This is a genomic window from Pseudomonas sp. (assembly GCF_051660785.1).
Lineage (GTDB): Bacteria > Pseudomonadota > Gammaproteobacteria > Pseudomonadales > Pseudomonadaceae > Aquipseudomonas.
In genome coordinates, this window is sequence record NZ_JBOFQE010000092.1 from 1 (window position 1) to 25,384 (window position 25,384).

The 25,384-nt window shown below is 57.5% G+C and carries 23 protein-coding genes and 2 pseudogenes; 16 read left to right on the plus strand and 9 right to left on the minus strand.

Features of this window, described 5'->3' with window-relative positions:
* Positions 1–126 (plus strand): annotated as a pseudogene (locus ACRC4F_RS26470) (IS481 family transposase); the annotation flags it as partial.
* Positions 127–233: 107 nt separating this feature from the next.
* Complete coding sequence (locus ACRC4F_RS26475; RefSeq protein WP_438662006.1) at positions 234–1,013, plus strand: TSUP family transporter; 780 nt, start codon at positions 234–236, stop codon at positions 1,011–1,013.
* On the opposite strand, the gene nudC is transcribed toward ACRC4F_RS26475, so the two are convergent.
* The 3 genes from nudC to ACRC4F_RS26490 form a co-directional block, all read right to left on the minus strand.
* The gene (nudC, locus tag ACRC4F_RS26480; protein ID WP_438662007.1) at positions 981–1,811 is read right to left on the minus strand and encodes an NAD(+) diphosphatase; all 831 of its coding nucleotides are present in this window, start codon (positions 1,809–1,811) and stop codon (positions 981–983) included. The genes ACRC4F_RS26475 and nudC overlap by 33 nt on opposite strands.
* Positions 1,812–1,817: 6 nt before the next feature.
* Positions 1,818–2,630, minus strand: a complete 813-nt coding sequence (locus ACRC4F_RS26485) for a crotonase/enoyl-CoA hydratase family protein (RefSeq protein WP_438662008.1) — start codon at positions 2,628–2,630, stop codon at positions 1,818–1,820.
* A gap of 218 nt (positions 2,631–2,848) precedes the next feature.
* A complete protein-coding gene (locus ACRC4F_RS26490; protein WP_438662009.1) occupies positions 2,849–3,622 on the minus strand; it encodes a methyltransferase domain-containing protein in 774 nt (257 codons plus the stop codon).
* Positions 3,623–3,749: 127 nt separating this feature from the next.
* Here ACRC4F_RS26490 and ACRC4F_RS26495 point away from each other — a divergent pair, with 127 nt between their 5' ends.
* The 5 genes from ACRC4F_RS26495 to pncA all read left to right on the plus strand — a co-directional run bounded on the left by ACRC4F_RS26495 (position 3,750) and on the right by pncA (position 6,864).
* Positions 3,750–4,310 carry a cytochrome b gene (locus ACRC4F_RS26495; RefSeq protein ID WP_438662010.1) on the plus strand — a complete coding sequence of 187 codons (561 nt, stop codon included), beginning with the start codon at positions 3,750–3,752 and terminating at the stop codon, positions 4,308–4,310.
* Between the two features lie 27 nt (positions 4,311–4,337).
* Complete coding sequence (locus ACRC4F_RS26500) at positions 4,338–4,868, plus strand: tetratricopeptide repeat protein (RefSeq protein ID WP_438662011.1); 531 nt, start codon at positions 4,338–4,340, stop codon at positions 4,866–4,868.
* Positions 4,869–4,934: 66 nt separating this feature from the next.
* The gene (locus ACRC4F_RS26505) at positions 4,935–5,420 is read left to right on the plus strand and encodes an RNA polymerase sigma factor (protein ID WP_438662078.1); all 486 of its coding nucleotides are present in this window, start codon (positions 4,935–4,937) and stop codon (positions 5,418–5,420) included.
* Positions 5,417–6,184: an anti-sigma factor family protein gene (locus tag ACRC4F_RS26510; protein WP_438662012.1), complete on the plus strand. Its 768-nt coding sequence runs from the start codon at positions 5,417–5,419 to the stop codon at positions 6,182–6,184. Before ACRC4F_RS26505 ends, ACRC4F_RS26510 begins: the two co-directional genes overlap by 4 nt.
* A gap of 50 nt (positions 6,185–6,234) precedes the next feature.
* Positions 6,235–6,864: a bifunctional nicotinamidase/pyrazinamidase gene (pncA, locus tag ACRC4F_RS26515; protein ID WP_438662013.1), complete on the plus strand. Its 630-nt coding sequence runs from the start codon at positions 6,235–6,237 to the stop codon at positions 6,862–6,864.
* A 63-nt stretch (positions 6,865–6,927) separates the two neighbouring features.
* Here pncA and ACRC4F_RS26520 read toward each other — a convergent pair whose 3' ends face one another.
* Complete coding sequence (locus ACRC4F_RS26520; protein WP_438662014.1) at positions 6,928–7,188, minus strand: hypothetical protein; 261 nt, start codon at positions 7,186–7,188, stop codon at positions 6,928–6,930.
* A 177-nt stretch (positions 7,189–7,365) separates the two neighbouring features.
* Between ACRC4F_RS26520 and ACRC4F_RS26525 the strand changes: the two are divergent.
* Positions 7,366–7,885, plus strand: a pseudogene (locus tag ACRC4F_RS26525) (isochorismatase family protein).
* 163 nt (positions 7,886–8,048) lie between these two features.
* On the opposite strand, the gene ACRC4F_RS26530 reads toward ACRC4F_RS26525, so the two are convergent.
* The gene (locus ACRC4F_RS26530) at positions 8,049–9,350 is read right to left on the minus strand and encodes an ATP-binding protein (RefSeq protein ID WP_438662015.1); all 1,302 of its coding nucleotides are present in this window, start codon (positions 9,348–9,350) and stop codon (positions 8,049–8,051) included.
* A gap of 4 nt (positions 9,351–9,354) precedes the next feature.
* Entirely contained in the window at positions 9,355–10,056 is a 702-nt protein-coding gene (locus ACRC4F_RS26535; protein WP_109631796.1) for a response regulator transcription factor, read from the minus strand.
* Positions 10,057–10,351: 295 nt separating this feature from the next.
* On the opposite strand from ACRC4F_RS26535, the gene ACRC4F_RS26540 reads away from it, so the two are divergent.
* The 7 genes from ACRC4F_RS26540 (at position 10,352) to ACRC4F_RS26570 (ending at position 18,663) form a co-directional block, all read left to right on the plus strand.
* Positions 10,352–11,509: an efflux RND transporter periplasmic adaptor subunit gene (locus ACRC4F_RS26540; RefSeq protein WP_438662016.1), complete on the plus strand. Its 1,158-nt coding sequence runs from the start codon at positions 10,352–10,354 to the stop codon at positions 11,507–11,509.
* Positions 11,510–11,524: 15 nt separating this feature from the next.
* Positions 11,525–14,629, plus strand: a complete 3,105-nt coding sequence (locus tag ACRC4F_RS26545) for a multidrug efflux RND transporter permease subunit (RefSeq protein WP_438662017.1) — start codon at positions 11,525–11,527, stop codon at positions 14,627–14,629.
* Positions 14,630–14,754: 125 nt separating this feature from the next.
* Positions 14,755–15,714, plus strand: a complete 960-nt coding sequence (locus ACRC4F_RS26550) for a hypothetical protein (protein ID WP_438662018.1) — start codon at positions 14,755–14,757, stop codon at positions 15,712–15,714.
* Positions 15,715–15,791: 77 nt separating this feature from the next.
* On the plus strand, positions 15,792–16,433 hold the full coding sequence (locus tag ACRC4F_RS26555; protein WP_438662019.1) for a DUF1345 domain-containing protein: 642 nt from the start codon (positions 15,792–15,794) through the stop codon (positions 16,431–16,433).
* A 76-nt stretch (positions 16,434–16,509) separates the two neighbouring features.
* Positions 16,510–17,349: an AraC family ligand binding domain-containing protein gene (locus ACRC4F_RS26560; protein WP_438662020.1), complete on the plus strand. Its 840-nt coding sequence runs from the start codon at positions 16,510–16,512 to the stop codon at positions 17,347–17,349.
* 48 nt (positions 17,350–17,397) lie between these two features.
* Positions 17,398–18,018 (plus strand): LysE family translocator, encoded by a 621-nt coding sequence (locus ACRC4F_RS26565; protein ID WP_438662021.1) that lies wholly within the window; start codon positions 17,398–17,400, stop codon positions 18,016–18,018.
* A 162-nt stretch (positions 18,019–18,180) separates the two neighbouring features.
* Entirely contained in the window at positions 18,181–18,663 is a 483-nt protein-coding gene (locus ACRC4F_RS26570; protein ID WP_438662022.1) for a hypothetical protein, read from the plus strand.
* A 63-nt stretch (positions 18,664–18,726) separates the two neighbouring features.
* Here ACRC4F_RS26570 and ACRC4F_RS26575 read toward each other — a convergent pair whose 3' ends face one another.
* The 3 genes from ACRC4F_RS26575 to ACRC4F_RS26585 all read right to left on the minus strand — a co-directional run bounded on the left by ACRC4F_RS26575 (position 18,727) and on the right by ACRC4F_RS26585 (position 24,114).
* On the minus strand, positions 18,727–20,979 hold the full coding sequence (locus ACRC4F_RS26575; RefSeq protein ID WP_438662023.1) for an autotransporter outer membrane beta-barrel domain-containing protein: 2,253 nt from the start codon (positions 20,977–20,979) through the stop codon (positions 18,727–18,729).
* 206 nt (positions 20,980–21,185) lie between these two features.
* On the minus strand, positions 21,186–23,204 hold the full coding sequence (locus ACRC4F_RS26580) for a hypothetical protein (protein WP_438662024.1): 2,019 nt from the start codon (positions 23,202–23,204) through the stop codon (positions 21,186–21,188).
* 103 nt (positions 23,205–23,307) lie between these two features.
* Positions 23,308–24,114, minus strand: a complete 807-nt coding sequence (locus tag ACRC4F_RS26585) for a hypothetical protein (protein ID WP_438662025.1) — start codon at positions 24,112–24,114, stop codon at positions 23,308–23,310.
* Between the two features lie 229 nt (positions 24,115–24,343).
* Between ACRC4F_RS26585 and ACRC4F_RS26590 the strand changes: the two genes are divergently transcribed.
* The gene (locus tag ACRC4F_RS26590; protein WP_438662026.1) at positions 24,344–25,369 is read left to right on the plus strand and encodes a LacI family DNA-binding transcriptional regulator; all 1,026 of its coding nucleotides are present in this window, start codon (positions 24,344–24,346) and stop codon (positions 25,367–25,369) included.
* Positions 25,370–25,384: the final 15 nt, after the last annotated feature.

Below are 25,384 nucleotides of genomic sequence, written 5' to 3' on the forward strand. Positions count from 1 at the left end.
CGCGCGACCTACCTGACGTCGTGGTTGCACGAGTACAACTGGCATCGCCCGCATGCCAGCCTGAGTTATTTGCCACCGATTAGCCGAATAGCATCCGTGAACAACGTGGTGGGTTTACACAGCTAGCCTGCTAGCGATGAGGCCAGACCAGTCGCCGCAAACTTTAGATATAGGTAAGATATCGGCCCTTCCCCGCAGCCCCTTGCTGCACCCCGCCGAATAAGCCGATTTCCATGCCTTTCGAACTCAGCGTTGACCTCACCACCCTGGCCATTCTGGCCGTCGTCGCCTTCATTGCCGGTTTCATCGACGCCATTGCCGGTGGCGGCGGTCTGCTGACCACCCCGGCGCTGTTGACCGCCGGCCTGCCGCCGCACCTCGTGTTGGGCACCAACAAACTGAGTTCGACCTTCGGATCCGCCACCGCCAGTTTCACCTTCTACCGGCGCAAGCTGTTTCATCCAAGGCAGTGGGTCCACGCCATCGTCGGCACGCTGGTCGGTGCGCTGACCGGCGCCGTCGTCGCGCATTACCTGCCGGCCGAATGGCTCAACAAAATGCTCCCGGTAATCGTCTTCGCCTGTGGCCTGTACCTGTTGTTCGGCGGCACCCCGAAAGCGCCGCTGGACAGCGACGCGCCGATCAAGAAAAAGTGGCAATCGACCCAAGGCTTCAGCCTCGGTTTCTACGACGGTGTGGCCGGCCCGGGCACCGGCGCCTTCTGGACCGTCAGCAGCCTGCTGATGTACCCGATTGACCTGGTGAAGGCCAGCGGCGTGGCGCGCAGCATGAACTTCGTCAGCAACATTGCGGCGCTGTCGGTGTTCGTGTTTTCCGGGCAGGTGGACTGGATCATCGGCCTGAGCATGGGCCTGTCGGTGATGGTCGGCGCGTTTTTCGGGGCTCGCACCGCCATCAGCGGCGGCGCGAAGTTCATTCGTCCGGTGTTCATCACCGTGGTGCTGGGCTTGACCGTGCGGTTAGCCTGGCAACACTGGTTCAGCGTGGCCTAAGCGCCGCGCCACGTAGACGTCTATGAGGTAGCGGGCAATCGAGCGCGACGCCGGCAACGGCGGCAACGCATGAACGTTGAACCACTGGGCGTCTTCGATCTCGTCTTCCTGACAGACAATCTCGCCTGCGGCGTACTCGGCGTGGAAACCGAGCATCATCGAATGCGGGAACGGCCAGCACTGGCTGCCCAGGTACTGGATGTTCTTGACCTCGATCTGCACCTCTTCGCGCACCTCGCGAATCAGGCAGTCCTCAGCTGACTCACCCGGCTCGGCAAATCCCGCCAGCGTGCTGTACACCCCAGGCACAAAACGCGGCGAACGCCCCAGCAGAATCTCGTCGCCACGGGTGACCAGCACAATCATGCTCGGCGAGATGCGTGGGTAATAACGCAAATCACATGGCTTGCAGTACATCGCACGCTCAAGCGGGATTTGCTTCGCCGCCTGACCACAGTTGCCACAAAAGCGATGCTCGCGGTACCAGGTGCCGATTTGCGCGGCGTAACCGAGCACCTTGTACACCGTGTGATCGCCGTCGAGCATGAACGCCCGCAGGCCTTTCCAGTTGCAGCCCGGCACGTCGCTGTGACTGCGCAGCTCCAGTAAATAGACCGGTTCGCCGTCCAGGTGACCGATGCCGTGTTCGGCAAGGATCGACAGTTCCTGACGCTTGAGCCATTCGCGGGGGAACAGCGCGCCATTGTCATCGAACAGAAAGCCTTCGGGGCTGCGAGCCACGGCCCAGCCGCCGGGTTGATCGGTGTCCAGTACTGCGGTGGTCCAGCGTGAAGTCATGTTTAATCAATCCAGAAATTCGGGTTTCTGTTTGCTCATATGGGCGGCCATGGCCACGCGCAAATCGGTGGATTGCAGCATGGCGGCGTTCCAGGTGGCGACGTATTCGAGGCCGTCGTCGATGCGGTGGTCGCGCATGTAGCTGATCATCTCTTTGGTGCCGGTGACCGCAATCGGCGACTTGCTGGCGATTTCCCGGGCAATGCCCATCACTCCGTCCAACAGGCTGGCATTGTCGCTGTAAACGCGATTGACCAGGCCGATGTTGCGCGCTTCCTCGGCGCCAAAGGTGCGACCAGTGTAAGCCAGTTCACGCAGCATGCCGTCACCGATGATCCGCGGCAAGCGTTGCAAAGTGCCAACGTCGGCGGCCATGCCGATGTCGATTTCCTTGATCGAGAATTGCGCGTCCTCGGCAGCGTAACGCATGTCGCACGCGGCAATCAGGTCGATGGCGCCGCCCAGGCAATACCCTTGAATCGCTGCCAGCACCGGCTTGCGGCAATTATCGACCGCATTGAACGAGGCTTGCAGGGCGAGGATCTTGCGACGCAGCAGGCGCGCATTGCGGCCGACGTCCTTGCCCAGTTCATTGGCCACCCCGGCCAGCATCATCAGGTCGATACCGGAGGAAAAGTGCTTGCCGGCCCCGCTGAGCACCACCACCCGGGCTTCGTCGGTGTCGTCGATCCACTGAAAAATCTCGATGATCTCGCTCCAGAACGCGGCGTTCATCGAGTTGATCTTTTCCGGGCGGTTGATCTGCACATGGGCGATCTTATCGGCCAGTTCGACGGTGAACGCGGTGTACTGAGACATGGCAGTGATCCTTTTACCGGGCAAAAAATGAGGTCCGGACTATAACAAGGCATTGCCTGGGGGAGTAAGGCAGTGGTTCGGCCAAAAGCGGGACTGGTACCGGTTCTGTGGTGCCTGATCCGGCCCCATCGCGAGCAGGCTCGCTCCCACATTGGTTCTGCGTCGTTTACAAATCCCCTGTGGGAGCGAGCCTGCTCGCGATTGGCCGCACCGCCGATCTAACGGCCCTTCACCGCCACAAACGCTACGGTTTCATAAGGCACCGTCACCACATCCTTCCCACGCAACGCAGGTTCCCCGGCAATCAACGCCCGCATCTGTTCATCCACCCTCGCCCGTTGCTCATGAGGCAACGCCGCAATGAAACTGGTCGAGCGCACCCGATTGAAAATCACATCCTCCGGTGCTCCTGTGTGCCCATGGCTGAAATGCTGCGCCTGCAACGGCCCGAATGCCGGATGTGGGAAAGCCCGGCGCCAGGCTCCTGTGTAATAACGCGGTGTATCGCCCTCCAGCGCATTGACGATCGCATCCAGTTTTGGCACCCAGCTCACCTTGGTATCCCGCAGGTTCCAGACCAGGCCCAGCTTGCCGCCGGGTTTGAGGACCCGGGCGATTTCGGTCAGTGCTTCGATACCGGCAAACCAGTGAAAAGCCTGGGCGCAGACCACCACATCCACCGATGCATCCGGCAGTGGCAAGTCCATCGCGGTGCCGCTTACCGCCAGCACATCGGGGAATGCCTCGGACAACTTCTCAAGCATCTGCGGCACCGGTTCCACGGCAATCACCTGCGCGCCGGTCGCCACCAGCCGCCCGGTAAATTTGCCGGTGCCCGCGCCCAGATCAATGACGGTTTTGTCCGCGTTCAATTCCAGGGTCTCGCTCAGCCATCTGGCCACCTGCGGCGGATAGTCCGGGCGGCCGCGAACATAGGTGTCCGCGCCGGTTTTATAGCCCGCAGCCGCAGAATGATGAACCTGATCTTTCATGGCAGTGCTCCCGATCGACAACGAATGCTGTCGAGCATAGCGTCTCGATCCGCGCTTTCCCTGCGAAAGAAATGAATAATTGTTCACCCTGCGGTGTTCTCCAATCAACGCCCCATGAGGATTGCCTGTGAACAACCTGCACCCCGATTCGCCGCTCCGTTATGACCGCCTCACCATGACCCTGCACTGGCTGACCGCCCTGCTGGTGATTGGTATGTTCGCCAGCGCACAGGTCTGGCAGCAACTGGAAAAAGGCACGCCGTTGCGCAAGGAATTGCAGTCGTTGCACATTTCCTGCGGCATCCTGCTGGCCGTGATCGTGATCGGTCGACTGCTCTGGCGCCTGTCTCGCGGCCGTCGGTTGCCACCGGCCAACCGGGGTGTGATGAATGTGCTGGCGAAGTCGGCGCACTGGGCGCTCTATGGCTTGCTGCTGAGCCAGATTGCGCTGGGTTTTGTATTTCGCTGGGCTCAGGCAGAACCTTTCAACTTTTTCGGTTTGTTCGATGTCCCAACTCTGCTGACGTTCGATAAAAGCATGCGTTCGGTCTTCGGCAGCCTGCACGAACAAGTGGCCTGGGCCATCGTGATTCTGGCCGGCCTGCATACGGTAATGGCGCTGGTTCACCATTACGGCCTACGCGACAATACCTTGCGCCGGATGCTGCCGGGGCGTGGTTCGAACTGAAACGAATTAACCTGTGGAGCATCGTCCATGACTATCCGTTTTGCTGTTTTTACCGCCCCGCTGTTGCTCGCCGTCGCGTTGACTGGTTCTCTTGCCTGGGCGAACGGTGACGAAGAAGAACCCGCCAAACCCAATTGCCCCAAAGGCCAGGTCTGGGACAGCAAGCAGCAAAGGTGTCTGAAGCAAACCAGCAGTCTGGTCCCGGACGCCGACCGTACCGAATACGCTTATCGCCTGGCCAAGGACGGGCGCTATGAAGAAGCCTTGGCGCTGCTCGACACCCTGAAAAACCCGAATACGGCCAAGGCCTTGAACTATCGCGGCTATGCCACGCGTAAACTGGGGCGCACCGACGAAGGCATCGGTTATTACCTGCAATCGGTCAAACTCGATCCGCAGTATGCGCAAGTGCGTGAATACCTCGGTGAGGCTTACGTGATCAAAGGTCGGCTGGACCTGGCGCAAGAGCAGTTGCAGCAGATCAAATCCATTTGCGGCAGCACATGCGAGGAATACCAGGACCTGGCCGAAGCCATCCACGATTCATCGAAAACCTGACACATCGAACAGACGGAGGTCGCTATCGCCAGCGATCAGGCAATACGGGCAGAACTGGGCCAGCATCTGGCGCGCTTGTGGCGTTACGGTCTGCTGCTGTCCCGGCAAAAGCATGTCGCCGAAGACCTGGTGCAAGCGACTTGTGTTCGGGCGCTTGAGCGTGCCGGGCAATTTGTCCCCGGGACCCGGATGGACCGCTGGCTGCTGAGCATTCTGCATTCGATCTGGCTCAACGAAGTGCGCGCCCGGCGGGTGCGCCAGGGCCAGGGCCTGGTCGATGGCGACAGTCAGTTGTCTTTTGACGGAGAATCCGCGGCGCAGACCCATGTGCTCGCCGCCCAGGTCATCCGGCGCGTCGACGCCCTGCCCGAGGCCCAGCGCGAAACGGTGTACCTGGCTTACGTTGAAGGCCTGTCGTATCGCGAAGTCGCCGAGGTGCTGCAAGTGCCCATCGGCACCGTCATGAGCCGCCTCGCCGCTGCCCGGGTGAAACTGGCGGAATACCCGCCATTGCACGCCGTACCGAACCCTTTCACGGGAGAACGTCGATGAACGACCGCACGACACCTTCGGACGAGCAACTGGTGGCGTACCTCGACGATCAACTTGATGTCGATCAGCGCACCCGCATCGACACGGCCATTGCCGAAGACTCGACCCTTAATCTGCGCGTGCAATGGCTGGCCCGCAGCAGCCTGCCGTTCAAAGAAGCCTACGATGAGCTGGCTCAACAAGCCCCCGTCGACCGTTTGCAGTCGATGCTCGACACCTTGCCTTCGCCTGAACGCCCGGTGATGAATCGCCGCTGGTTCCTCGCCGCGGCGGCGGGACTGGTGGTCAGCGGCGTGGTGGCGGACCGGTTGTTCCTCGGCTGGCAATTGAGTCAGGAAAAGAGCAACTGGCGCGGACTGGTCGCCGACTACATGTCGCTGTACGTGCCGCAAACCCTGGAGCACTTGCCCGTCGATGAAGCTTCGCAACGGGCGCAATTGCGTATCCTCGACGCGCGTCTGGGCCTGAGCCTTTCGCCTGCACAACTGGCCCTGCCACGGTCCGAACTGAAGCGCGCGCAAATCCTCGAATACGACGGCATGCCGATCGCACAGATTACCTATCTGGACCCGGCGCACGGCCCGATAGCCCTGTGCGCCAAGCGCTCCAACAGCGGCAGCCGGCATTTCGCCCACGAGGTTCGACACAAGATGAATGTGGTGTATTGGGCGGACATGGAACATGCCTGGATGCTGATCGGGCATAACCCTGCGGCGGAATTGGAGAACATGGCGAAGTTATTGCGCAGCCGGCTTAGCGCCTGAGCGAAGTTGTCCTATGCTTGGCGTCCAACTTTCCAAGGAGGAACCCATCCATGCCAAACGCTTCTCGCACAGCCCTGCTGGTCATCGACGTACAGAACGACTTCATTCCCGGCGGCCAACTGCCGGTGCCTGAAGGTGACCTGATCGTGCCCTTGATCAACCGCCTCGGCGGCCAGTTCAAACAGGTCATCATCGCCCAGGACTGGCACCCGCCGGGCCATGCCTCGTTCGCTTCGAGCCACCCCGGCCGCAAGCCTTTCGACGTCATTCAGCTGCCTTACGGCGAACAAACGCTGTGGCCGGAGCATTGTGTTCGAGCGACCGCCGGGGCCGAGTTGCACAAGGAGCTGGACCTGCCCCATGCACAATTGATCATCCGCAAAGGCTGTAATCCGGACATCGATAGCTATTCGGCGTTTCTGGAAGCGGATCGCACGACCACCACCGGACTGGCCGGCTATCTGAAAGAACGCGGCATCGACACCGTTTACCTGGTTGGCCTGGCACTGGACTTCTGCGTGATGTTCTCGGCGCTGGATGCGCGAGCGGCGGGTTTCAATGCGTTTGTGGTGATGGATGCGTGCCGGGCCATTGATCTTGACGGATCGTTGGCGGCGGCGATTGAGCGGATGCAGGTGGCTGGGGTCGGGTTGATTCCCTCCACCGAAGTACCGGATTAATCCCCTGCCGAATCTGCGAGGCTGCGTTTAACGCAACCTCACAGATTCGGTAGTAACTACATTTCAGAAGATTTTTTTTATCTCATCGCCGAATTGAGTACCATAAGTTTTGTAGCTCACTTTATCCCCTATATAAAGACGATCGGGACCGAAAGGACTGTATTCCTCCACACTACATAACACCTCCGCCCCCCCGCCTTCAGGCTGAACAACTGCATAAATTTTAGAAGGCGGCCAATTCAGTTCCATTTCAGAAGGAGGTGGATACGGTTTAAAATCTTTGACAATCCCGGTAGAGTTAGTTGCGACGCTTGAATTCACCATTTTTGCTCTCCTTGCATTCCTATAACTTTCATGAAAATTTCACGCTGCCTGATGCTTGCTACGCAGAAATAATTAGATACCAAGCGAGCAATTACAACTACTGTCAGATATAACAGTCAGCATCTACAAACGAGATTAAAACGCTATCGTTTATCGCATTTTGTCTCCCATAACTTCTTGCCAATCGCTTCTCGCACAGCCTTGCTGGTCATCGACGTACAGAACGACTTCATTCCCGGTGGCCAACTCCCCGTGCCGGAGGGTGACCTGATCGTGCCCTTGAACAATCGCCTCGGAGCCAGTTCAAACAGGCCATCATCGCCCAGGACTGGCACCCGCCCGGCCACGCCTCATTCGCGTCGAGCCACCCCGGCTGCAAGCCTTTCGATTATCCGCAAGGGGCTGTAACCCGGACATCGATAGCTGTTCGGCGTTTCTGGAAGCGGATCGCACGACCACCACCGGACTGGCCGGCTATCTGAAAGAACGCGGCATCGACACGGTTTACCTGGTCGGCCTTGCACTGGATTTCTGCGTAATGTTCTCGGCGCTGGATGCACGGGCGGCGGGTTTCAATGCGTTTGTGGTGATGGATGCCTGTCGGGCCATTGATCTTGACGGATCGTTGGCGGCGGCGATTGAGCGGATGCAGGTGGCTGGGGTCGGGTTGATTCCCTCCACCGAAGTACCAGGCTAATCCCTTGTAGCAGCTGCCGAGCAGCGCGAGGCTGCGTTCGGCGACGAAGTCGTTGTGAAATCAGCCCCCGCGGCGCCCCTGTAAAACCGCGTTCGCAGGGTTTACGAGGACTGCGTCCTCGAACGCAGCCTCGCGCTGCTCGGCAGCTGCTACAGCGCGTGCGTCAGGCTGAAGTGGGTAGCCACAACCGGAACCGTGCGCCGCCCAATGGCGACGGTTCGACGGTCAATGTGCCGCCCTGCGCTTCCAGCGCTCGACGGCTGATGGCCAAGCCCAGGCCAAACCCGCCAGTGGCCCGGTCGCGGCTGCGGTCCAGCCGATAGAACGGTTCGAAGATCCGCTCGCGTTCATCATCGGGAATGCCGATGCCGTCGTCATCGACCCAGATTTCGCACCCCTTCGCGCACACCTGAACGCCAATCTGAATGCGTTTTTCGCAATAACGCATGGCATTGCGCAACAGGTTCTGAATCGCACGAGCGGTCAGTCGCGGGTCCAGCACGAAGCGTTCGAGCTGCCCGTGAAGCACGACATCGATCACGATGTCCGGCGATTCCAGCTCTTCGTCGACGCTGCCCAGAATGCTGTCGATAAATTCATCGAGCGACACTTCGACCTGTTCCGGCAGCCGTGCCGGGTTTTGCAATCGGCTGTAGGACAGCAACTCCAGCACCAGCTCATCCAGTTCACGAATATGCGCGACCAACCCTTGCAAACGTTCGCGACTGGCGGCCGGCAAGTCGTCGGACAGCGCCAGGGCCAGGCCGAAATCCAGGCGAGTCAGCGGTGTGCGCAGCTCGTGGGACACAGCGTTGAGCAAGTCACGCTGCTGGTTGAGCAGGTTTTCGATATCGCCGGCCATGGTGTCGAAGACGTTGGCCAGGCTGCCGATATTGGAGTGCGGTGAAATCTGTGTGCGCTCGCTCAAGTGACCTTTGCCGAAGCGTTCGGCGGTGCCTTTGAGTCGTTCCAAATCGCGCCAGTGCGGGCGCAGCCACAGCAACAGGCAGGCAAGCATGGTCGCGCCGATCAGGACGTTGATGCTCCAGTACAACAGGCTGACGTCCATCGGGTCCGGCGGCACGACCATTTGCACCACCGTCGTATTGTTCAACGGTGCCACGGCCAGGGTGCGCCAGCCCCAGTCGCCGATACGCACGACCTTCTCGCCGCGCTGCAAACGCTCCTGCTCATCAAGGGTGAAATCGGGGTCGTCATTGCGGGTCAGGACGATGTGCAGCGGTGAGAACTCCTTGTCCATCTCGCTCGCCAGCGCCGGCCACTGCGTTTCGGGCACGGCGTGGAACTGTTTGACGATTAGGGTTTGCAGCCCGCGCGAATAATCGAGGTTGTAGGTGACAAAGCGCTCATGAAAAACCTTGATCACCAGGTCCGGCACCAGGTAGATCGCCGCGCTGTACGAGACGATCATCACCAGGTAGAGGCGAAACAGAATTCTGAACATCGTCTCAGCATTCCCACTCGGAACGGCTGAACAGGTAACCCTTGCCCCACACGGTCTTGATTTTGCGCGCCTCGCCCGCGTGGTCGTCGAACTTGCGCCGCAACTTGGAAATCGCCACGTCTACCGAGCGGTCGGTGCCGTTGAATTCGATGCCGCGCAGGCGTTGCAGGATCTGGTCGCGGCTCAGCACTTCGCCGGCATGCCGGGCCAGCACCACCAGCAGGTTGTATTCACCGCTGGACAATTCGACCAGTTGCTCGCGCCAGGTCACGGTGCGCTCGGACAGGTCGATGCACAGGTTGCCCATGAGGATGCGGTCGTTCGCAGTCTGCGGTTCGCTGAGGCTGCTGCGTCGCAACAGCGTGCGCACACGGGCCAGCAACACGCGGGGCTCGCAGGGTTTGGTGACGTAGTCGTCAGCGCCCATTTCCAGGCCCAGCACCTGGTCGTGGCTGTCGTCGCGAGCGGTGAGCATCAGAATCGGCAAGGTCGCGGAATCGGCCCTGAGCAGACGACAGACTTGCAGGCCGTCGAGCCCCGGCAGCATCAGATCGAGGATCACCAGGTCCGGCGGATTGACCCGGGCCCGCTCGCGCACGTGGTCGCCACGGCTGATCACGCTGACGCAATAGCCATTGCGTTCCAGGTAGCTGGCAATCAGTTCGGAAAGCGCAGTGTCGTCTTCGACCAGGAGGATGTTGGGCATGGGGTGTTTCCAGAAAGTGCAGTGGCGACTGGCATGCCGCCATCGCTAGCAGGCTAGCTCCCACAGTAGATTGGGGATGTTCACAAAATCTGTGCTCACATCAAACTCCTGTGGGAGCTAGCCTGCTAGCGATGGCGGCCTGCCTGTCGCAAAAAGTCTCAAGCGGCCAAGGATATACGCCCACGCCCGCCCGTGAGTAAAACCCTTACACAATTTCACACAGCACCAACAAAGCTTCACCGCTACTCTCCTCGCCTCCCCGTAGGATGCGGGCAGTCATTATTGGGGTATGTACATGTCAAAGAACCTGCTTGCCAAGCTCAGCCTGATGGCTTTGGCGTTGACACTGAGCGCTTGTGACAAGTCCTCAAGCGCTGAAGAACAGGCGCCCCTGGCCACGGTGCGGGTCGAAACCATCGAAGCCCGGCCCCTGTCGATCACCAGCGAATTGAGCGGGCGGATTGCGGCGCCACGGATTGCCGAAGTCCGCGCCCGGGTGGCCGGCGTCGTGTTGCAACGCGCCTTTCGCGAAGGCAGCGACGTGAAAAAAGGCGATGTTCTGTTCCGTATCGACCCGGCCCCCTTCAAGGCAGACCTCGACAGCGCCGAAGCAGCGTTGCGCAAGGCTGAGGCCAATGCGTTTCAGGCAAAGCTGCAAGAACAGCGTTATGCCCAGTTGATCGAAGGCAACGCTATCAGCGGCCAGGATTATGACAACGCCCGGGCCAGCGCCCGGCACACCGCCGCCGATGTTGCGGCCAGCAAAGCTGCCGTGGACCGAGCGAAACTCAACCTCGGTTACGCCACCGTCACCGCCCCGATTTCCGGGCGTATCGGCCGTGCGCTGGTGACAGAAGGTGCGCTGGTCGGGCAGAACGAAACCACGCCGCTCGCGCTGATTCAGCAACTCAACCCGATTCATGCCGACCTGACCCAATCGACCCGCGAACTCAACGACCTGCGCCGCGCCTTCCGTTCCGGCCAGTTGAAGGAAGTGGGCCAAGGTCAGGCCAAAGCCACGCTGATTCAGGATGACGGCAGCCTCTACCCGCTGCCGGGCAAGTTGCTGTTCAGCGACATTACCGTCGACCCGGGCACCGGCCAGATCATCGTGCGCAGCGAGTTTCCCAACCCGGACCTCGATTTGTTGCCGGGCAGCTTCGTGCGTGTGCGTCTGGAGCAGGCGGTGAATCAGCAAGGCATCAGCGTGCCGCAGCGAGCTATCCAGCGTGACAGCGCCGGTATTGCCCAAGTGTTGGTGCTCGACGCCGAGCAGCGCGTCGGCCAGCAACCGGTCGAACTGGGTGCCGTGCAGAACGATCGCTGGATCGTCACCGGTGGCCTGAAGCCCGGCGACCGCATCGTCACCGAAGGCCTGCAACACGCCAAGCCCGGTGACAAAGTCCAGATCGACAACACCCCTCTTCCACTTGCCCAGGTTTCTGGTCAGTAAGCAGGACGCTTTTTTATGCCGCAGTTCTTTATCGATCGCCCGGTATTCGCCTGGGTGGTTGCCCTGTTCATCCTGCTGGCCGGCGCATTGGCCATTCCACAGTTGCCAGTGGCGCAGTACCCCGACGTCGCGCCGCCGCAAATCGAAATCTATGCCGTGTATCCCGGCGCCTCGGCACAAACCATTGATGAAAGTGTGGTCAGCCTGATCGAGGAAGAGCTAAACGGCGCCGATCACCTGTTGTATTTCGAATCCCAGAGCAGCCTCGGCAGCGCCACCATCAAAGCCACTTTCCAACCGGGCACCAACCCGGAGATGGCTCAGGTCGACGTGCAAAACCGCCTGAAAGTGGTGGAATCGCGTCTGCCGCAAGCGGTCAATCAGCAAGGTTTGCAGGTGGAGAAAGTCTCCGCCGGTTTCCTGCTGCTGATCACCCTGACCTCCAGCGACGGCAAGCTCGACGATGTGGCGCTCAGTGATTACCTGGCGCGCAACGTGATGAACGAGATCAAGCGTCTGGACGGCGTCGGCAAGGCCCAGTTGTATGGCGCCGAACGGGCGATGCGCATCTGGATCGACCCGCAGAAACTGATCGGCTTCAATCTGACTCCAGCCGATGTCAACGCCGCCATCGTCGCGCAGAACGCTCAAGTCTCGGCCGGCAGCATCGGCGATTTGCCGACGCGCACCACCCAGGAAATCACCGCGACGATTCTGGTGAAAGGCCAATTGTCGACGCCGGAAGAATTCGCCGACATCGTCCTCAAGGCCAATTCCGACGGTTCGACCGTGCGGATCAAGGACGTGGCGCGGGTCGAGATCGGCAGCCAGGAATACCAGTTCGGCACGCGCCTGAACGGCAAGCCGTCCACAGCGGTCAGCGTGCAGTTGTCGCCGGGCGCCAATGCCCTGAGCACCGCGACCCTGGTGCGGGCGAAGATGGATGAACTGGCGCGCTACTTCCCGGCGGGCGTGGAATACAAGATCCCGTACGACACTTCACCTTTCGTCAAAGTCTCGATCACCAAAGTGGTTTACACCCTTGGCGAAGCGATGCTGCTGGTGTTTGCGGTGATGTTCCTGTTCCTGCAGAACATCCGCTACACGCTGATCCCGACCCTGGTGGTGCCGGTTGCGCTGATGGGCACCTTCGCGACCATGTTGGCGCTGGGGTTCTCGATCAACGTGCTGACCATGTTCGGCATGGTCCTGGCCATCGGCATTCTGGTGGACGACGCCATTGTCGTGGTGGAGAACGTCGAACGGATCATGGCCACCGAGGGCCTGTCGCCCAAGGAGGCGACGCGCAAGGCGATGACGCAGATCACCGGGGCGATCATCGGCATCACCCTGGTGCTGGTGGCGGTGTTCATTCCGATGGCGTTCATGCAGGGTTCGGTCGGGGTGATTTACCGCCAGTTCTCGCTGTCGATGGCGACCTCGATTCTGTTCTCGGCGTTCCTGGCGCTGACCTTGACCCCGGCGTTGTGCGCGACGTTGCTCAAGCCGATTGCCAAGGGCGAGCATCACGAGAAAACCGGTTTCTTCGGCTGGTTCAACCGATCTTTCGAGCGTTTGACCGCGCGTTATCAAGGTTGGGTCGCCTATGCGCTGAAACGCACCGGCCGGTATCTGCTGATCTACGGCGTGCTGCTGATCGGTCTGGGCCTGTGCTTCAGTCGCCTGCCCTCCTCGTTTCTGCCGGTTGAAGATCAGGGCTACACCATCACCGACATCCAACTGCCGCCGGGTGCGAGCAAGAACCGCACGGTGAAGGTCGTTGAGCAAATTGAAGCGCACAACGCTACTGAACCGGGTGTTGGCGACAGCACGGTGATTCTCGGTTTCAGTTTTTCCGGCAGCGGGCAGAACGCGGCGCTGGCGTTTACCACGCTGAAGGATTGGTCGGATCGGGGCAGCGATGACTCGGCGAGTTCGATTGCCGACCGTGCCAACATCGCGCTGAGCCAGATCAAGGACGCCGTGGCCTTCTCGGTGCTGCCGCCGCCGGTTGACGGCCTCGGCACGTCCAGCGGCTTCGAGTTCCGCTTGCAGGACCGTGGCGGCCTCGGTCACGCCACGCTGATGAAAGCGCGCAGCGAATTGCTCGCCGCCGCCGAGAAAAGTCCGATCCTGATGAACGTGCGCGAAAGTGCGCTGGCGGAAGCGCCGCAAGTGCAGCTTGAAGTCGACCGCAAACAGGCCAACGCGCTGGGCGTGTCCTTTGCCGACGTGGGCAACGTGCTGTCCACGGCGGTCGGTTCGGCCTATATCAACGACTTCCCCAATCAGGGACGGATGCAACGGGTGGTGGTCCAGGCCGAAGGCGATCAGCGCAGTCAGGTCGCCGACCTGCTGAAGATCAACGTGCGCAACGATGCCGGAAAAATGGTGCCGTTGTCGGCGTTTGTCCAGGCGAAATGGACCCAAGGCCCCGCGCAGTTGACCCGTTACAACGGCTATCCGGCGATCAGCATTTCCGGCGAGCCGTCGCCCGGCCACAGCACCGGCGAAGCCATGGCGGAAATCGAGCGGCTGGTTGCGCTTGGGCCGGCGGGGTTGGGTCAGGAATGGACCGGGTTGTCGTTGCAGGAACGTTTGTCCGGCAGCCAGGCGCCTATTTTGCTCGGGCTGTCGCTGTTGATCGTGTTCCTGTGCCTGGCGGCGTTGTATGAGAGTTGGTCGATTCCGACCTCGGTGTTGCTGGTGGTGCCGCTGGGTGTACTCGGTGCCGTGCTGGCGGTGACATTCCGCGGAATGCCCAACGACGTGTTCTTCAAGGTCGGGCTGATCACCATCATCGGCCTGTCGGCGAAGAACGCGATCCTGATCATCGAATTCGCCAAGAGCCTGTACGACGAAGGCCATGACTTGATCGACGCCACACTGCAAGCCGCGCGCCTGCGGTTGCGGCCGATCGTGATGACGTCGCTGGCGTTCATTCTTGGGGTGGTGCCGTTGGCGATTGCTACCGGGGCCAGTTCGGCCAGTCAGCAAGCGATCGGCACGGGGGTGATTGGCGGGATGATCACGGCGACGCTGGCGGTGATGTTTGTGCCAGTGTTTTTTGTGGTGGTGATGAAGTTGGTAAAGAGGAGTTCCAATAAAAGCCGGGATTGAATTTTTGTACTATGAAACCTGGTTTTTATGCCTGTCATATATGACAGTATCCGATCACTAACCCGCTCATTAAGCTCCCTGTGCAGCATTTGTCTATTCGACCTATCGCACAGCAGGGAGCTTTTATGAACAGGAAAACAGAAGGTACTTTCAAGGCCGAGGTCACGCGGGCCGATGGGAGCACAGAACATTACGCCGGCGATGAACGGTGGATGCAACTGTATTACTGGGAGGGTGTCTTGACGTTATCGTCAAGGCAACTTATTGACCAAGAACGGCAAATTTTCCGCAACATTTATATTGACTTACCCGACGACGGTGACGTCCAGAACAAGGTATACCGAGTTCAAACGGAGTGCTTGCCGACCACAGGATCAGGCCTGGCCTTCGCAAGCTGGGCGATCTCCGAGGGTAGCAATTTCAGTCCATTTGGCGGCTTTACCGGCGCGGTCACTCTTACCATTGACACAACGACTCAAACTGCAAGCGGGTCATTCGAATTCGAGGGTAAAGGTTCGATTCCGGGAGCACCCAGCTCTGAAGTTGTGACTGTGCAATCTGGCAATTTCATTCTCAAGGGTCTGGATGAAGGCCGATTTAAAGAATTCCTGCCCTCGAATAAAAATTACTCGGTAAGCGACTCGTTCACAGCGAACATCACTGGGGATATCAATCGTGGTTACGAGGCCAACAGGTTCAGCCTTGACTGGCGGCCAGATAGTGTCGGTGCGGGCGTTAAAGGCCCCCACTGGCGTGGTTGGTCCAGTTACGTTGATGAATCGAGCACTCCCGAAACCACTGTAGACATTATCTCCGTATCCATCTCCGATGATCTTGTACCTGACACGTATGACCTGGAAAAGCACAGGGACAAGATTTTTGCGCTTTATATCGAGTATGACGGGATTCATGCCTACCCCGCGGTCAGTGGAACATTGACGATAAACACCTCTCCACCGAAAGGTTCATCCGCGGGTGTATTGGAGGGCGTTATCCATTTCGAAGCCAAACTCTCGGACGGGTCAAAAACCATCAACGTAGAAAACGGAGTGTTCCATTTTGACGGCATACAGCGTCCGGCCTGAGTGCTTTTGACGCCCCGGCTTGCCGCTTCACTCACGGCAGGGCTATGGTGCTGCAAAGCCCCTGACCGTGAGTCTTCATGCCCTTCCTCGCCCGCACCCACCCTCGCCTGTCCGCCGCCGCCACTCTCGGTGTCGCGGCAGGCATTCTGGCTCCGGCCGATTCGGTCATCAGCAAAATCCTCATTGGCTGGAATGTCGGGGTCTGGACTTACCTGATCCTGATGCTTTGGCTCACCGCCCGCGCCAAGGCGCCTGACGTAAAGCGCATTGCCGAGATCGAAGACGAAAACGCCGGTCTGGTGCTTTTCGTGGTCTGCATCGCCGCGCTTGCCAGCCTCGCGACCATCACCTTCGAACTGGCCGGCAGCAAAGACCTGGAAACCAATCGCAAGCTGCTGCATTACGGCTTCACCGCATTGACGGTCATTGGTTCGTGGTTACTGATCGGGGTGATTTTCAGCGTGCACTACGCCCGTCTGTTCTACACCTGGGACGGCAAGGACCTGGCGTTGCGCTTCGCTGAAGGACTGGAAACCCCCAATTACTGGGACTTTCTGTATTTCTCTTTCACCATCGGCGTGGCGGTGCAGACTTCGGACGTGGGCGTGGCAACACGGAGCATGCGCAAGATTGTGCTGGCGCAATCATTGATCGGATTTCTGTTCAACACGGCGATTCTCGGGTTTTCGATCAATATTGCAGCGGGGTTGTTTGGCTGACCGTTGCACAAACGTTCTAGTCATTACTCCCGGCGCGGGCGTTAAATAAGTCGGTAATCCGTCTCGCAGGTGCAGCATGACCACTCACAATTGGCTCGATTTGGCCCAGGACGCCGATACTGGCATCGAGACCCTGCGTGCGCATTTCGAAGGTCATGCTTACGACCCGCACTGGCACGACAGTTACCTGGTGGGTGTGACCGAACAAGGCGTTCAGCAATTCAATTGCCGGCGAGCCCGGCACCAGAGCACGCCGGGCAAAGTGTTCATGCTCGAACCGGGGGACATTCATGACGGCGAAGCGCCGACTGAGGATGGGTTCACCTACCGCATGTTGTACCTCGATCCGCAGTGGTTGGAGCGTGAGTTGAGCGCACTGTTCGAAGGCGCGCCGCTCAACAGCCAATTGAGTTTCGCCACCACCCTGGCCAGCGACACCCGACTGTCTCAGGCGACCAGTCTGGCATTTCAAACCCTGCATGGCGGTGAACTGAAGATTGTCCGCGAAACCGCCATCGACACCTTGCTCGAACGCCTGACCAGCCACCTGCATTGGCGCGCCCGTTATGGCGAAGACCCGCGCCTGCCGCTGGTGGCCCAGAAGGCTCGGGAGTACCTGCACGCCAACGCTCATTTCGACATCGGCCTTGACCAGCTTGCAGCGGTAACAGGCGTCGACCGCTTCCGTCTGACCCGCGCTTTCAAGGCGGCTTATGGGCTAGCGCCCCACGCCTATCTGGTGCAACTGCGCCTGTCCAAGGCTCGGCGAATGCTCGCCAGCGGCGTGCAGCCTGCGGCGGTGGCGGTGGAGTTGGGGTTTGCCGATCAAAGTCACTTGGGACGCTGGTTTGTCCGGGCTTATGGGTTGACGCCGGCGTTGTACCGCAAGCGCTGCTCAAACGTTCCAGACGCTTGAGGCAGATGTTGTGAGGTCGACTCCTGAATTATTTACGGAGCCGCTTCCATGCCGTCCACTGTCCCCACGCTGTTGCCTTTCTTGCTGTTTGCTTTTGTTGCCTCGATCACGCCGGGGCCGACCAATATTCTGGTGTTGAACAACAGCGCCCGGTATGGCTTCAAAGCCACGCTGCCCATCATCCTGGCCGCCTGCGCCAGTGCTGCGCTCATTGTTCTGCTAGTGGGTTGCGGCATGGGCGAGCCCCTGCAACGAATCCCCCTGCTTCAAACCGCCCTGCAATGGCTTGGGGTTACATGGCTGAGTTACCTCGCCTGGCAGATTTTCCATTCGACGCCAGAAATCCGCGATCCGGACTCACCCGACAATCATCGACAGCCCGGTGCTGTAACGGCAGCGACCCTGCAATGGATAAATCCAAAAACCTGGATGATGGCCATGGCGGTCATCAGTGTGTTTGCCAGCAACGGCTCCGATCGTTTGCATCATGTCCTGATTTTGAGTTTTGTTTTCTTCGCGATAGCGCTGCCCTGTATGGCGGCCTGGGCGCTGCTTGGATCAAGTGTCAATCAATGGCTCCGTTCACCCAAGGCCTTGCAATATTTCAATCGCTCCATGGGTTTATTACTCGCAGGTTCGACGTGGTTCAGTGTCTTGATCCAAAAATAAAAAATTTCAACCACCACTAACACGCAGATAAATCACACCTGGAAGGCGCTGTAAACTGTCAGGTTTGACAGTTTACAGCGGCATCCAATGGCGGTTTTATACCCCATCCCGAACGTTTCCTTAATAGCGGGATACCCTGTCATGACAATGGAGCCCGTATTGATGAAGATGATCACGCAGAAACTAAGAAACGCCGTGGGCGCTGGTAAATGTAAAGGAACAATAAATGACACAGAAGCATTCGACGCCGGCCTTGTGGAACTCTCAGAGCACACGTTCCCGCCGCCTCATGGCGAGGCTCACATGTTGTTTGCTCGTCATCGCAAGCCCGATCCGGAGTACACGACGAAAGAACTCACCCTTTCATTTTCTAAGGGACTGGAAAATACATCCTACGATCTGAATGCAGAGTCGCATCAGGTTCGCCTGACCTTTGTTGACAACAGCAATCCAGAAAAAGCTGTTGTTTACACTCAGATTTCAGGAACAGCCGAACTCGAATATGATGACGTTTCGGGTATATTCTCGGGGACTTTGAAAAAGGCAGTCGTCGTGAATCGAGACGACGATGACCTCAAACAGTTGACGCTTGATGTGACCTTTACTGCCAAGGGAGCCATCGGCTACCGAACGTTGGCGGCATAACTGAAAATCTGCAAATTAAAAAGGAAGCATTGCTTCCTTTTTAATTAATCATTACAGAGTGATTTACCACATATAACGAAGGCCGAAATTGACACCATAAGGTTGCTCGATGTATTGACCGCTACTGTATTCAAAGTCCGCATGCATATTAAGATTTTTTGTCATCGCTACGGCGATACCCGCCCCCAACTCCGCGCGGGAACCTGACAGATCGTTATTGAAAACGTTGTTGTTGACCTGCACCTCATTGTTTTTTGCGAATTCATGAGCCCATGCGGCGCGTAGGTACGGCTGTACCACACGTCCCTGGCCCAGTTCTATATTTCGACCGGCGGTCGCCCCCAACTTCCCGATAAACGAACGTGAACGATCTCCTTCAGCTCGCAGATCGTTGCTCAGGGAATAATCCTTGCCTTCAATGACCACGGCAGACCATTGAGTGAAGGGTTCGATGAAGTTGCCATTGGCAAAGGTGATGTGTTTGCCGAACTCGAGAGATCCACCCAGCCCCGAGTTGTCAAAGTATCCCTCGGCCCGGGCGCCATCGCTCAACCCTACTTTTGCGTCATTACGAAAACGGTTTGCCTTCAGAACACCATCAAAGTAGTAGCCTGTCCGGGCATCCAGCCAAGTGACGTACGTACCCAGGTAGTAACTTTCCACACTGCCTGAAGTGCCGGCATTCAGGTTGAGATCGGATTGACTATGCCCTCCCATCACCCCGACTAACCATTGACCGTCTCCGAAGGGCAGCAGAACATCCGCACCCAAGGTGAAACCTTGCTGGGTTTGTTGATAACCGACACCCGAGCCATCGGCGACGTTGTATTTGTTGGCATATGTACGTCCCCATGCGCCTGCCTGGCCGCCATTGAAACGCAGTTCCCCCATCCGAGTGCGCAATGAGGTCAGTTCACCCAGCCAAACGGTCGATGCGGTATTGAACAGTGCAAGTACAGATCGTGCGCCAGGACTCACTGTCCGGGTGCTTGGGTCGAGTATCCAGTCATTGCCGCTTTTGGCCAGACCGTAAGAAAAGGTCCCCAGATCAACCGCGCCGTTGACCAAAGAAAAATTCGCATCGCCCCCGGCAGTCTGCACGACACGGATAGGTTGACCGGCCGCTGGATCCAGGCCACTGCTGGTGATCAGCAGTTCGTGACTGCCAGTGGCGCTTCCGCTTACATTCAGCAAGTCAGTTCGGCCCGTACTGAAATCCGTTCCCATCACGAATCGACCGTTGCCGGAGAGGTTGGTCACGTTCAGTTGATAGAAAGCGTTCGTGTCTCCAAACACCACCGATCCGCCGCGGTTGAGTACAAGCGTGTCAACGTCACTGTTTTCCACCATTACCCATCGGGAAGTGTCGTTGATCGTGGTGCTGGCAATATTGTCCAGGCGTCCGGTCAAAACCGAATTGTTTTGCAGGACCAGTTGAGTGGTACTGCCTTGCGCGGAAACAAAATTCCCGTCCAGAGTACTGCCATTGACGGTCAAGGAGACGTTGGCGCCGCCTCTCACGTCCAGCAACGTCTCATTACCGGCCAGCAATCTGGAATTGGTCAGCGAGATGGTTGCAGGCAGCGTTGAAGCGTTGTTGAAGTCGACAACGATCGCCGAACCGGAGTGACCTTGGACAATGCTGTTTTCAAGTTTCAATACGGCAGGTTGTGCGTCATTCACATCAACATCAATACGTACACCGTCTTGTCCGCCTGCAAAAGTGCTGTTACTGGCAACAGCTTGTCCGCTGCTCAATCGAAGACCGTAACTCGTGGCACCGGTGCCTTGAATGATTGAATCGCTGACGTCGAGACTGCTATGAGCGCTAACCAAGGCCCCCCCCAAGACACCCGTGATATTGCTTTTACCCGTCACGACGACGTTGGAACCGGTCTGAGTCGCTGTGTTGCGAACCGCCTGCAGTCCTAGACGATTGCCGGTAACAGTGCTGTTATCGATGGTCGCATTGCTATTGGTCAGCAGGACAGCAGCAAGACCGCCAGCACCTGACACGGTGGCGCCATTCAGGTTGATGATCGATGCATTGCTGGCCGAAATCTGCTGAGTGGTACTGCCCGTGTTTACATTGAGTATCGAGTTGTTGGAGCTGATGGCAAGTGTCTGGGCGCCATTGACAGTCAGTGTTGCTTGCTGGCTCAAGCCCCAGCTTTCTGGTGCGCCGCCAGTGATGGTTACATTTCCTCCAACAATAGGCGCAGCGTTCGCGTATGAGCCATAGAGTGTCAGCAGCGATAGACTTGTTGCTGTCAGCCCACATGTTTTACTGACTTTCGATAAAACAATTTTTTTCACCGGGCACCTGCCTTCAATAACAATTCGGCGCTGACACTTAGAACAGGCCAGCTATTTGAGCGGCGCTAGAGTAGCTGGACACATCACGGCTTTCTGTAGGACGTTTCTGACTTTCACCGGCGAAAACCCTTCAGAGTTACGCGTTGGCACTCACTTGAGGCAAAAAAAAAGATGGCGAGCGCACTGCGCTCGCCGTGGGATTACAATCAATTCCCAGGAAGCGTTTCCTCGCAATATTTGCCTTGGTTATCTGTCAGAAAAACCACGTGCTCAGCAGGCAATGAATCAGGCGTTGGATTATTCCCCGCTCCCCCTCGCGAAATGGAATAGGTGACTCTACCTTTGCCGAGATGAGCGGGTTTAAAGTGAGTGTCATACACGCCGATTTGAATCAATGCACCCGCATCGGGATACGTTCCGGTAATAAGGTAAGTCTGTGTAGTGGCTGCGCCCGAAATGGGGGCTGGTGGGGTTGCAGTGTCATATGGCACCCATTTCAAGGTAATGGTCTCTCCATCAACGGTGTACGTATTTTTCGGTACGCGCACTGTCAGGTTTCGCCGCGCCGTCCCGTCCCCAGGATTTCCGACAACAGGAAAGTTTAGAGTCGGGCAGCTGATCCTTCTAAGCGGCCCACCCAGATTAATAACTTCCGGTGCAACCATTTCGATCGGGAACTCTTCTACTTCGATGTCTTTTGGTCTTGATTGCGTTGGGTTAACCCCGGTTAGTGTAAACAAGGTGTAGCGCAACACCTTGGTTCCGCTTTGCTGTGCAAGCACCGTCGCCCAAAGCAAAGGAATTTCAAGAGTTGTATCTTCCTGGCCAGACGTCAACGCAATGGTATTGCCAATCTTGATGTCGTCGTAAAAGACATCAATCAACCAGCCTTCTTCCGTTGGAGGAGCAGCAAAAAGAGGAATCTTGATCTTTATTCCAGTATCGCCGTAATCCGTTTCGAGAATTTCATCGATGCTGCCGGCTGTTGTCTCCAACTCTGGAGCCTCCAAGCCAATAAGAATTGGATCAGGACCAATAAATGAAACATCTACGTCGATGGTCGCATTATGGGTGGCTATTTCACGGATTGAGCGAAACATTTTATAACTGATTTCTGTCGCCACGCTTCCATCGGTATTGCCATACACCTCTTTTACAAGGTCATAACTGGCAAAGAACGAAAGCTCGGTATTCGTTCCTACTCGTTGTTCCGGAGAAATCGGCTTCCCTCCCCAATAAACGACAATTGTGTCGGACTCTGCACTGGGTGTTGGTACGGTCACCTTGACTTCAACGCCGCGGATATCAAATTGAGTATCCGCCAGGTCGATCAGGCCATCGCCACTCGGACCGTTTGCCAGCGTAATCACTGGCGGCAATATAACGTTCGGATCGGGCAGAATAACGACGGTTCGCTGGCTGGGATTTGATCTTTTCCCCCGGTTGCCAGGCAAGTCTCTCGCGCGATAAATAAGCCGTTTCGTGCCCTCATTTGTTTTGAACACGTCAGCCGGAATCAGGGCCTCTCCGGCCGTCAATACGCCTTCAAACACCGGGGTGTCGCGATCAGGATCAGGTGCATCTCCCCAATAAAATTGGTAGATGTCAGTTGGATGATGGGTCGGGGAGACGGCAGGCTTGACAAGAATCCCCGTCTTTCCTTCCAGGTAAGCCTCATCGATCGGGTCGTTCGGTCCCAAATCTGCCGGCCACGAAGGGGCTCCCGGCGTGCGGTCTGCAGGTGGATTTTTTATTTTGTATGGATAGGTCCTGTCAATAGCGTATGTGACTGGGAGAGAAATCGACTCGTTGGTTCCGTTCGCATACAACAGATACCTAAACTCATATTCAGTCGGAAGTTCCGGAGCGGGGTCCTCAATCATGTAAGTCAGGGGAATTTCGAAAGGCACATCCCAGTCCCTGTCAGCAACGGGACCCAACTCGATGTAATGTGGTAGAGGTAAAAAATCAACCCAGTCGATCGCTCCTTTTTTTCGTACCTGTGGCCATAGTAGATCGTCATCGTATTCATCGGTGGGTTTGGGGACGGTGTATTGCAAGGGCGATTGTAATTTGTCGACGGGTATACGCAGATCGCCACCAGGTAAGGTTAGCGCCAATAATACAGGGGGCGGAGCATCAGAAAGTGTACTGTTACGCCGAGCCCTGCTCTCTTGAAGCACTGCCATTCTGGACAATTCCGCCTGTTCAACTTTAGCATTCATGTTTTCCATCTCCATTGCATTCACAATTAATTGCGACACGACTCCAAGAAACCATCAGCCTCTTCGCACGCGTTGAATGTCACCCCTAGTATCCATACCGACCTCATGGCCCGCATGGAAGATCATTGCCACTTATAACTCTGTCGATTTTTACCAGCGCAACTTTCGACGTCCCTACAAGCTTTGTCCCGCGATACACGCGATAAATGACAGTGGCAGAATCATTGTCCACCATCGGCTTTATATGGATGTCGTAGGGTGCGATGACCAAGGAAAACCCTTCCCGAATGTCTTGCTCACTTAACGATGGTCGGATAACAACCTTTCGTGCACCGCTGATTTCCGCACCACTTCCATTCAGTGTTGAATAACCCCGCCAAAGTACTTCGCATCTATCACCGGCGCGGAACCCCGGAAGTGCCGGAATCGCGACTGTTACACCCTCCCACAATGGAGGAATTGTTTCGCAATTCAGATATCCCCACAAGTTGGCATATGTAAAGTCAGCTTCTTTCATATTCTCAGGAACGGGTGTGTGATCAATAGTCAGTCGACGTTTAAAGGATTCCGAGGTATTTCCGGCGCTATTTTCAAGTTCATACCACAGCTCACCTACACCATTAATTCTCAGATGCTCCGGGCCAATTCGAATAATGAACTCCGGCTTCAAATCCTCGGACGTATAGGTATTAACGATTATTACCGGAGTTTGCCCCGGCTGTTCAAAGTGGACCGTCAGCGTATCGATCTCACCCGGATCCTTCGCCGGTTCTGGCCATAAGGGAATAACCACTTCTATACCACTCAACAGCAGTGGAAGCGGAATATTGCCGTCCGGATCGACACCTGAATCAAGTACTCCAATAACTCTCGGCGTTTCGAATGTAAGAGGTGTGGTGTCAGCAGCCATGCCGTCATTCCTTCTCGCGCGGGTTAAACACGCTCTGGTGTCGAAAGCAACCGTTGCACGAATTAGGCGCTGAGTTTGAAAGGTTGACTACTGTCAGATCTGACAGGTAAAGCGACCGTTTGTCGGATTCGTCACTGGACTACCTAGCGCTCAGGCTTGACGCACCAATTCGAATGATGTCTTCTGAAACCGGTTTCAAAGCCGATTTCAATAATAAGGTCCAGCCACCGTGAACGACTTCTCCGCCGCCCAGCGCAGCCGCGTCACCATGCTCGACGTCGCCGAACACGCCGGCGTCTCCAAAGCCAGCGTCTCGCGCTTCATCGGCGATGACCGCGCCCTGCTCTCCGATGCCATTGCCCTGCGTATCGAGCAAGCCATTGCCGAACTGGGCTATCGCCCCAACCAGATGGCCCGCGGCCTTAAACGCGGGCGTACTCGCCTGATCGGCATGCTGGTGGCTGATATCCGTAACCCTTATTCGATAGCCGTGATGCACGGGGTGGAAACCGCCTGCCGTCAGCACGGTTACAGCCTGGTGGTGTGCAACACCGATCGCGATGACGAGCAGGAACGTCAGCACCTGGCGTTGCTGCGTTCGTACAACATCGAAGGCTTGATCGTGAACACCCTTGGCCACCACCGCGACGAATTGCAGGAACTGCATCGCGAAATGCCGATGGTGCTGGTGGATCGAAAGGTCGAACAACTTGAGAGTGATCTGGTCGGTCTGGACAACCCGGCCGCAGTGGAAATGGCCATTGCCCATTTACAGGAACGCGGTTATCGCGACGTGCTGATGGTGACTGAACCGTTTGACGGTACCAGTTCGCGGATTGAGCGGGTCAGCAGTTTCAAGGCGCAGATCGGGCAACGTCCGACACTGGTCGGTGCCGTGGTGGAAACTGGCAGTGAGTTGACTGCGCAGCTGAAAACCTTCCTGGACACACCCGGCCCTGGTCCGAAAGCGTTGTTCTGTGCCAATGGCATCGCGGCGTTGGCCGGGACCCATTCCTTGCGGGAGTTGCAGTGCAATCTGTTTGAGGATGTCGGGCTGATCGCGCTGGATGATCTGGATTGGTATCCGCTGGTGGGCAGCGGGATTACCGCCCTTGCCCAGCCGACGGAGGAGATCGGCGCGAGTGCGTTTGAGTGTCTGCTCAAGCGGTTGCGCGGGGATGACGGGGCGGTGCGGACGATGGATTTTGCGGCGCGGTTGATTGTGCGGGGGTCGACCCTTGGAAATCTTCGGTGACTGTTATGGCCTCAT

Excerpts from the sequence above, each read along its gene's own strand:
- ACRC4F_RS26540 (WP_438662016.1), top strand. The coding sequence starts at position 10,352 with ATGTCAAAGAACCTGCTTGCCAAGCTCAGCCTGATGGCTTTGGCGTTG.
- ACRC4F_RS26550 (WP_438662018.1), top strand. The coding sequence starts at position 14,755 with ATGAACAGGAAAACAGAAGGTACTTTCAAGGCCGAGGTCACGCGGGCC.
- ACRC4F_RS26535 (WP_109631796.1), bottom strand. The coding sequence starts at position 10,056 with ATGCCCAACATCCTCCTGGTCGAAGACGACACTGCGCTTTCCGAACTG.
- ACRC4F_RS26530 (WP_438662015.1), bottom strand. The coding sequence starts at position 9,350 with ATGTTCAGAATTCTGTTTCGCCTCTACCTGGTGATGATCGTCTCGTAC.
- ACRC4F_RS26485 (WP_438662008.1), bottom strand. The coding sequence starts at position 2,630 with ATGTCTCAGTACACCGCGTTCACCGTCGAACTGGCCGATAAGATCGCC.
- pncA (WP_438662013.1), top strand. The coding sequence starts at position 6,235 with ATGCCAAACGCTTCTCGCACAGCCCTGCTGGTCATCGACGTACAGAAC.
- ACRC4F_RS26500 (WP_438662011.1), top strand. The coding sequence starts at position 4,338 with ATGACTATCCGTTTTGCTGTTTTTACCGCCCCGCTGTTGCTCGCCGTC.
- nudC (WP_438662007.1), bottom strand. The coding sequence starts at position 1,811 with ATGACTTCACGCTGGACCACCGCAGTACTGGACACCGATCAACCCGGC.
- ACRC4F_RS26475 (WP_438662006.1), top strand. The coding sequence starts at position 234 with ATGCCTTTCGAACTCAGCGTTGACCTCACCACCCTGGCCATTCTGGCC.
- ACRC4F_RS26580 (WP_438662024.1), bottom strand. The coding sequence starts at position 23,204 with ATGAATGCTAAAGTTGAACAGGCGGAATTGTCCAGAATGGCAGTGCTT.
- ACRC4F_RS26520 (WP_438662014.1), bottom strand. The coding sequence starts at position 7,188 with ATGGTGAATTCAAGCGTCGCAACTAACTCTACCGGGATTGTCAAAGAT.
- ACRC4F_RS26565 (WP_438662021.1), top strand. The coding sequence starts at position 17,398 with ATGCCGTCCACTGTCCCCACGCTGTTGCCTTTCTTGCTGTTTGCTTTT.
- ACRC4F_RS26585 (WP_438662025.1), bottom strand. The coding sequence starts at position 24,114 with ATGGCTGCTGACACCACACCTCTTACATTCGAAACGCCGAGAGTTATT.
- ACRC4F_RS26510 (WP_438662012.1), top strand. The coding sequence starts at position 5,417 with ATGAACGACCGCACGACACCTTCGGACGAGCAACTGGTGGCGTACCTC.
- ACRC4F_RS26545 (WP_438662017.1), top strand. The coding sequence starts at position 11,525 with ATGCCGCAGTTCTTTATCGATCGCCCGGTATTCGCCTGGGTGGTTGCC.
- ACRC4F_RS26555 (WP_438662019.1), top strand. The coding sequence starts at position 15,792 with ATGCCCTTCCTCGCCCGCACCCACCCTCGCCTGTCCGCCGCCGCCACT.
- ACRC4F_RS26490 (WP_438662009.1), bottom strand. The coding sequence starts at position 3,622 with ATGAAAGATCAGGTTCATCATTCTGCGGCTGCGGGCTATAAAACCGGC.
- ACRC4F_RS26560 (WP_438662020.1), top strand. The coding sequence starts at position 16,510 with ATGACCACTCACAATTGGCTCGATTTGGCCCAGGACGCCGATACTGGC.
- ACRC4F_RS26570 (WP_438662022.1), top strand. The coding sequence starts at position 18,181 with ATGAAGATGATCACGCAGAAACTAAGAAACGCCGTGGGCGCTGGTAAA.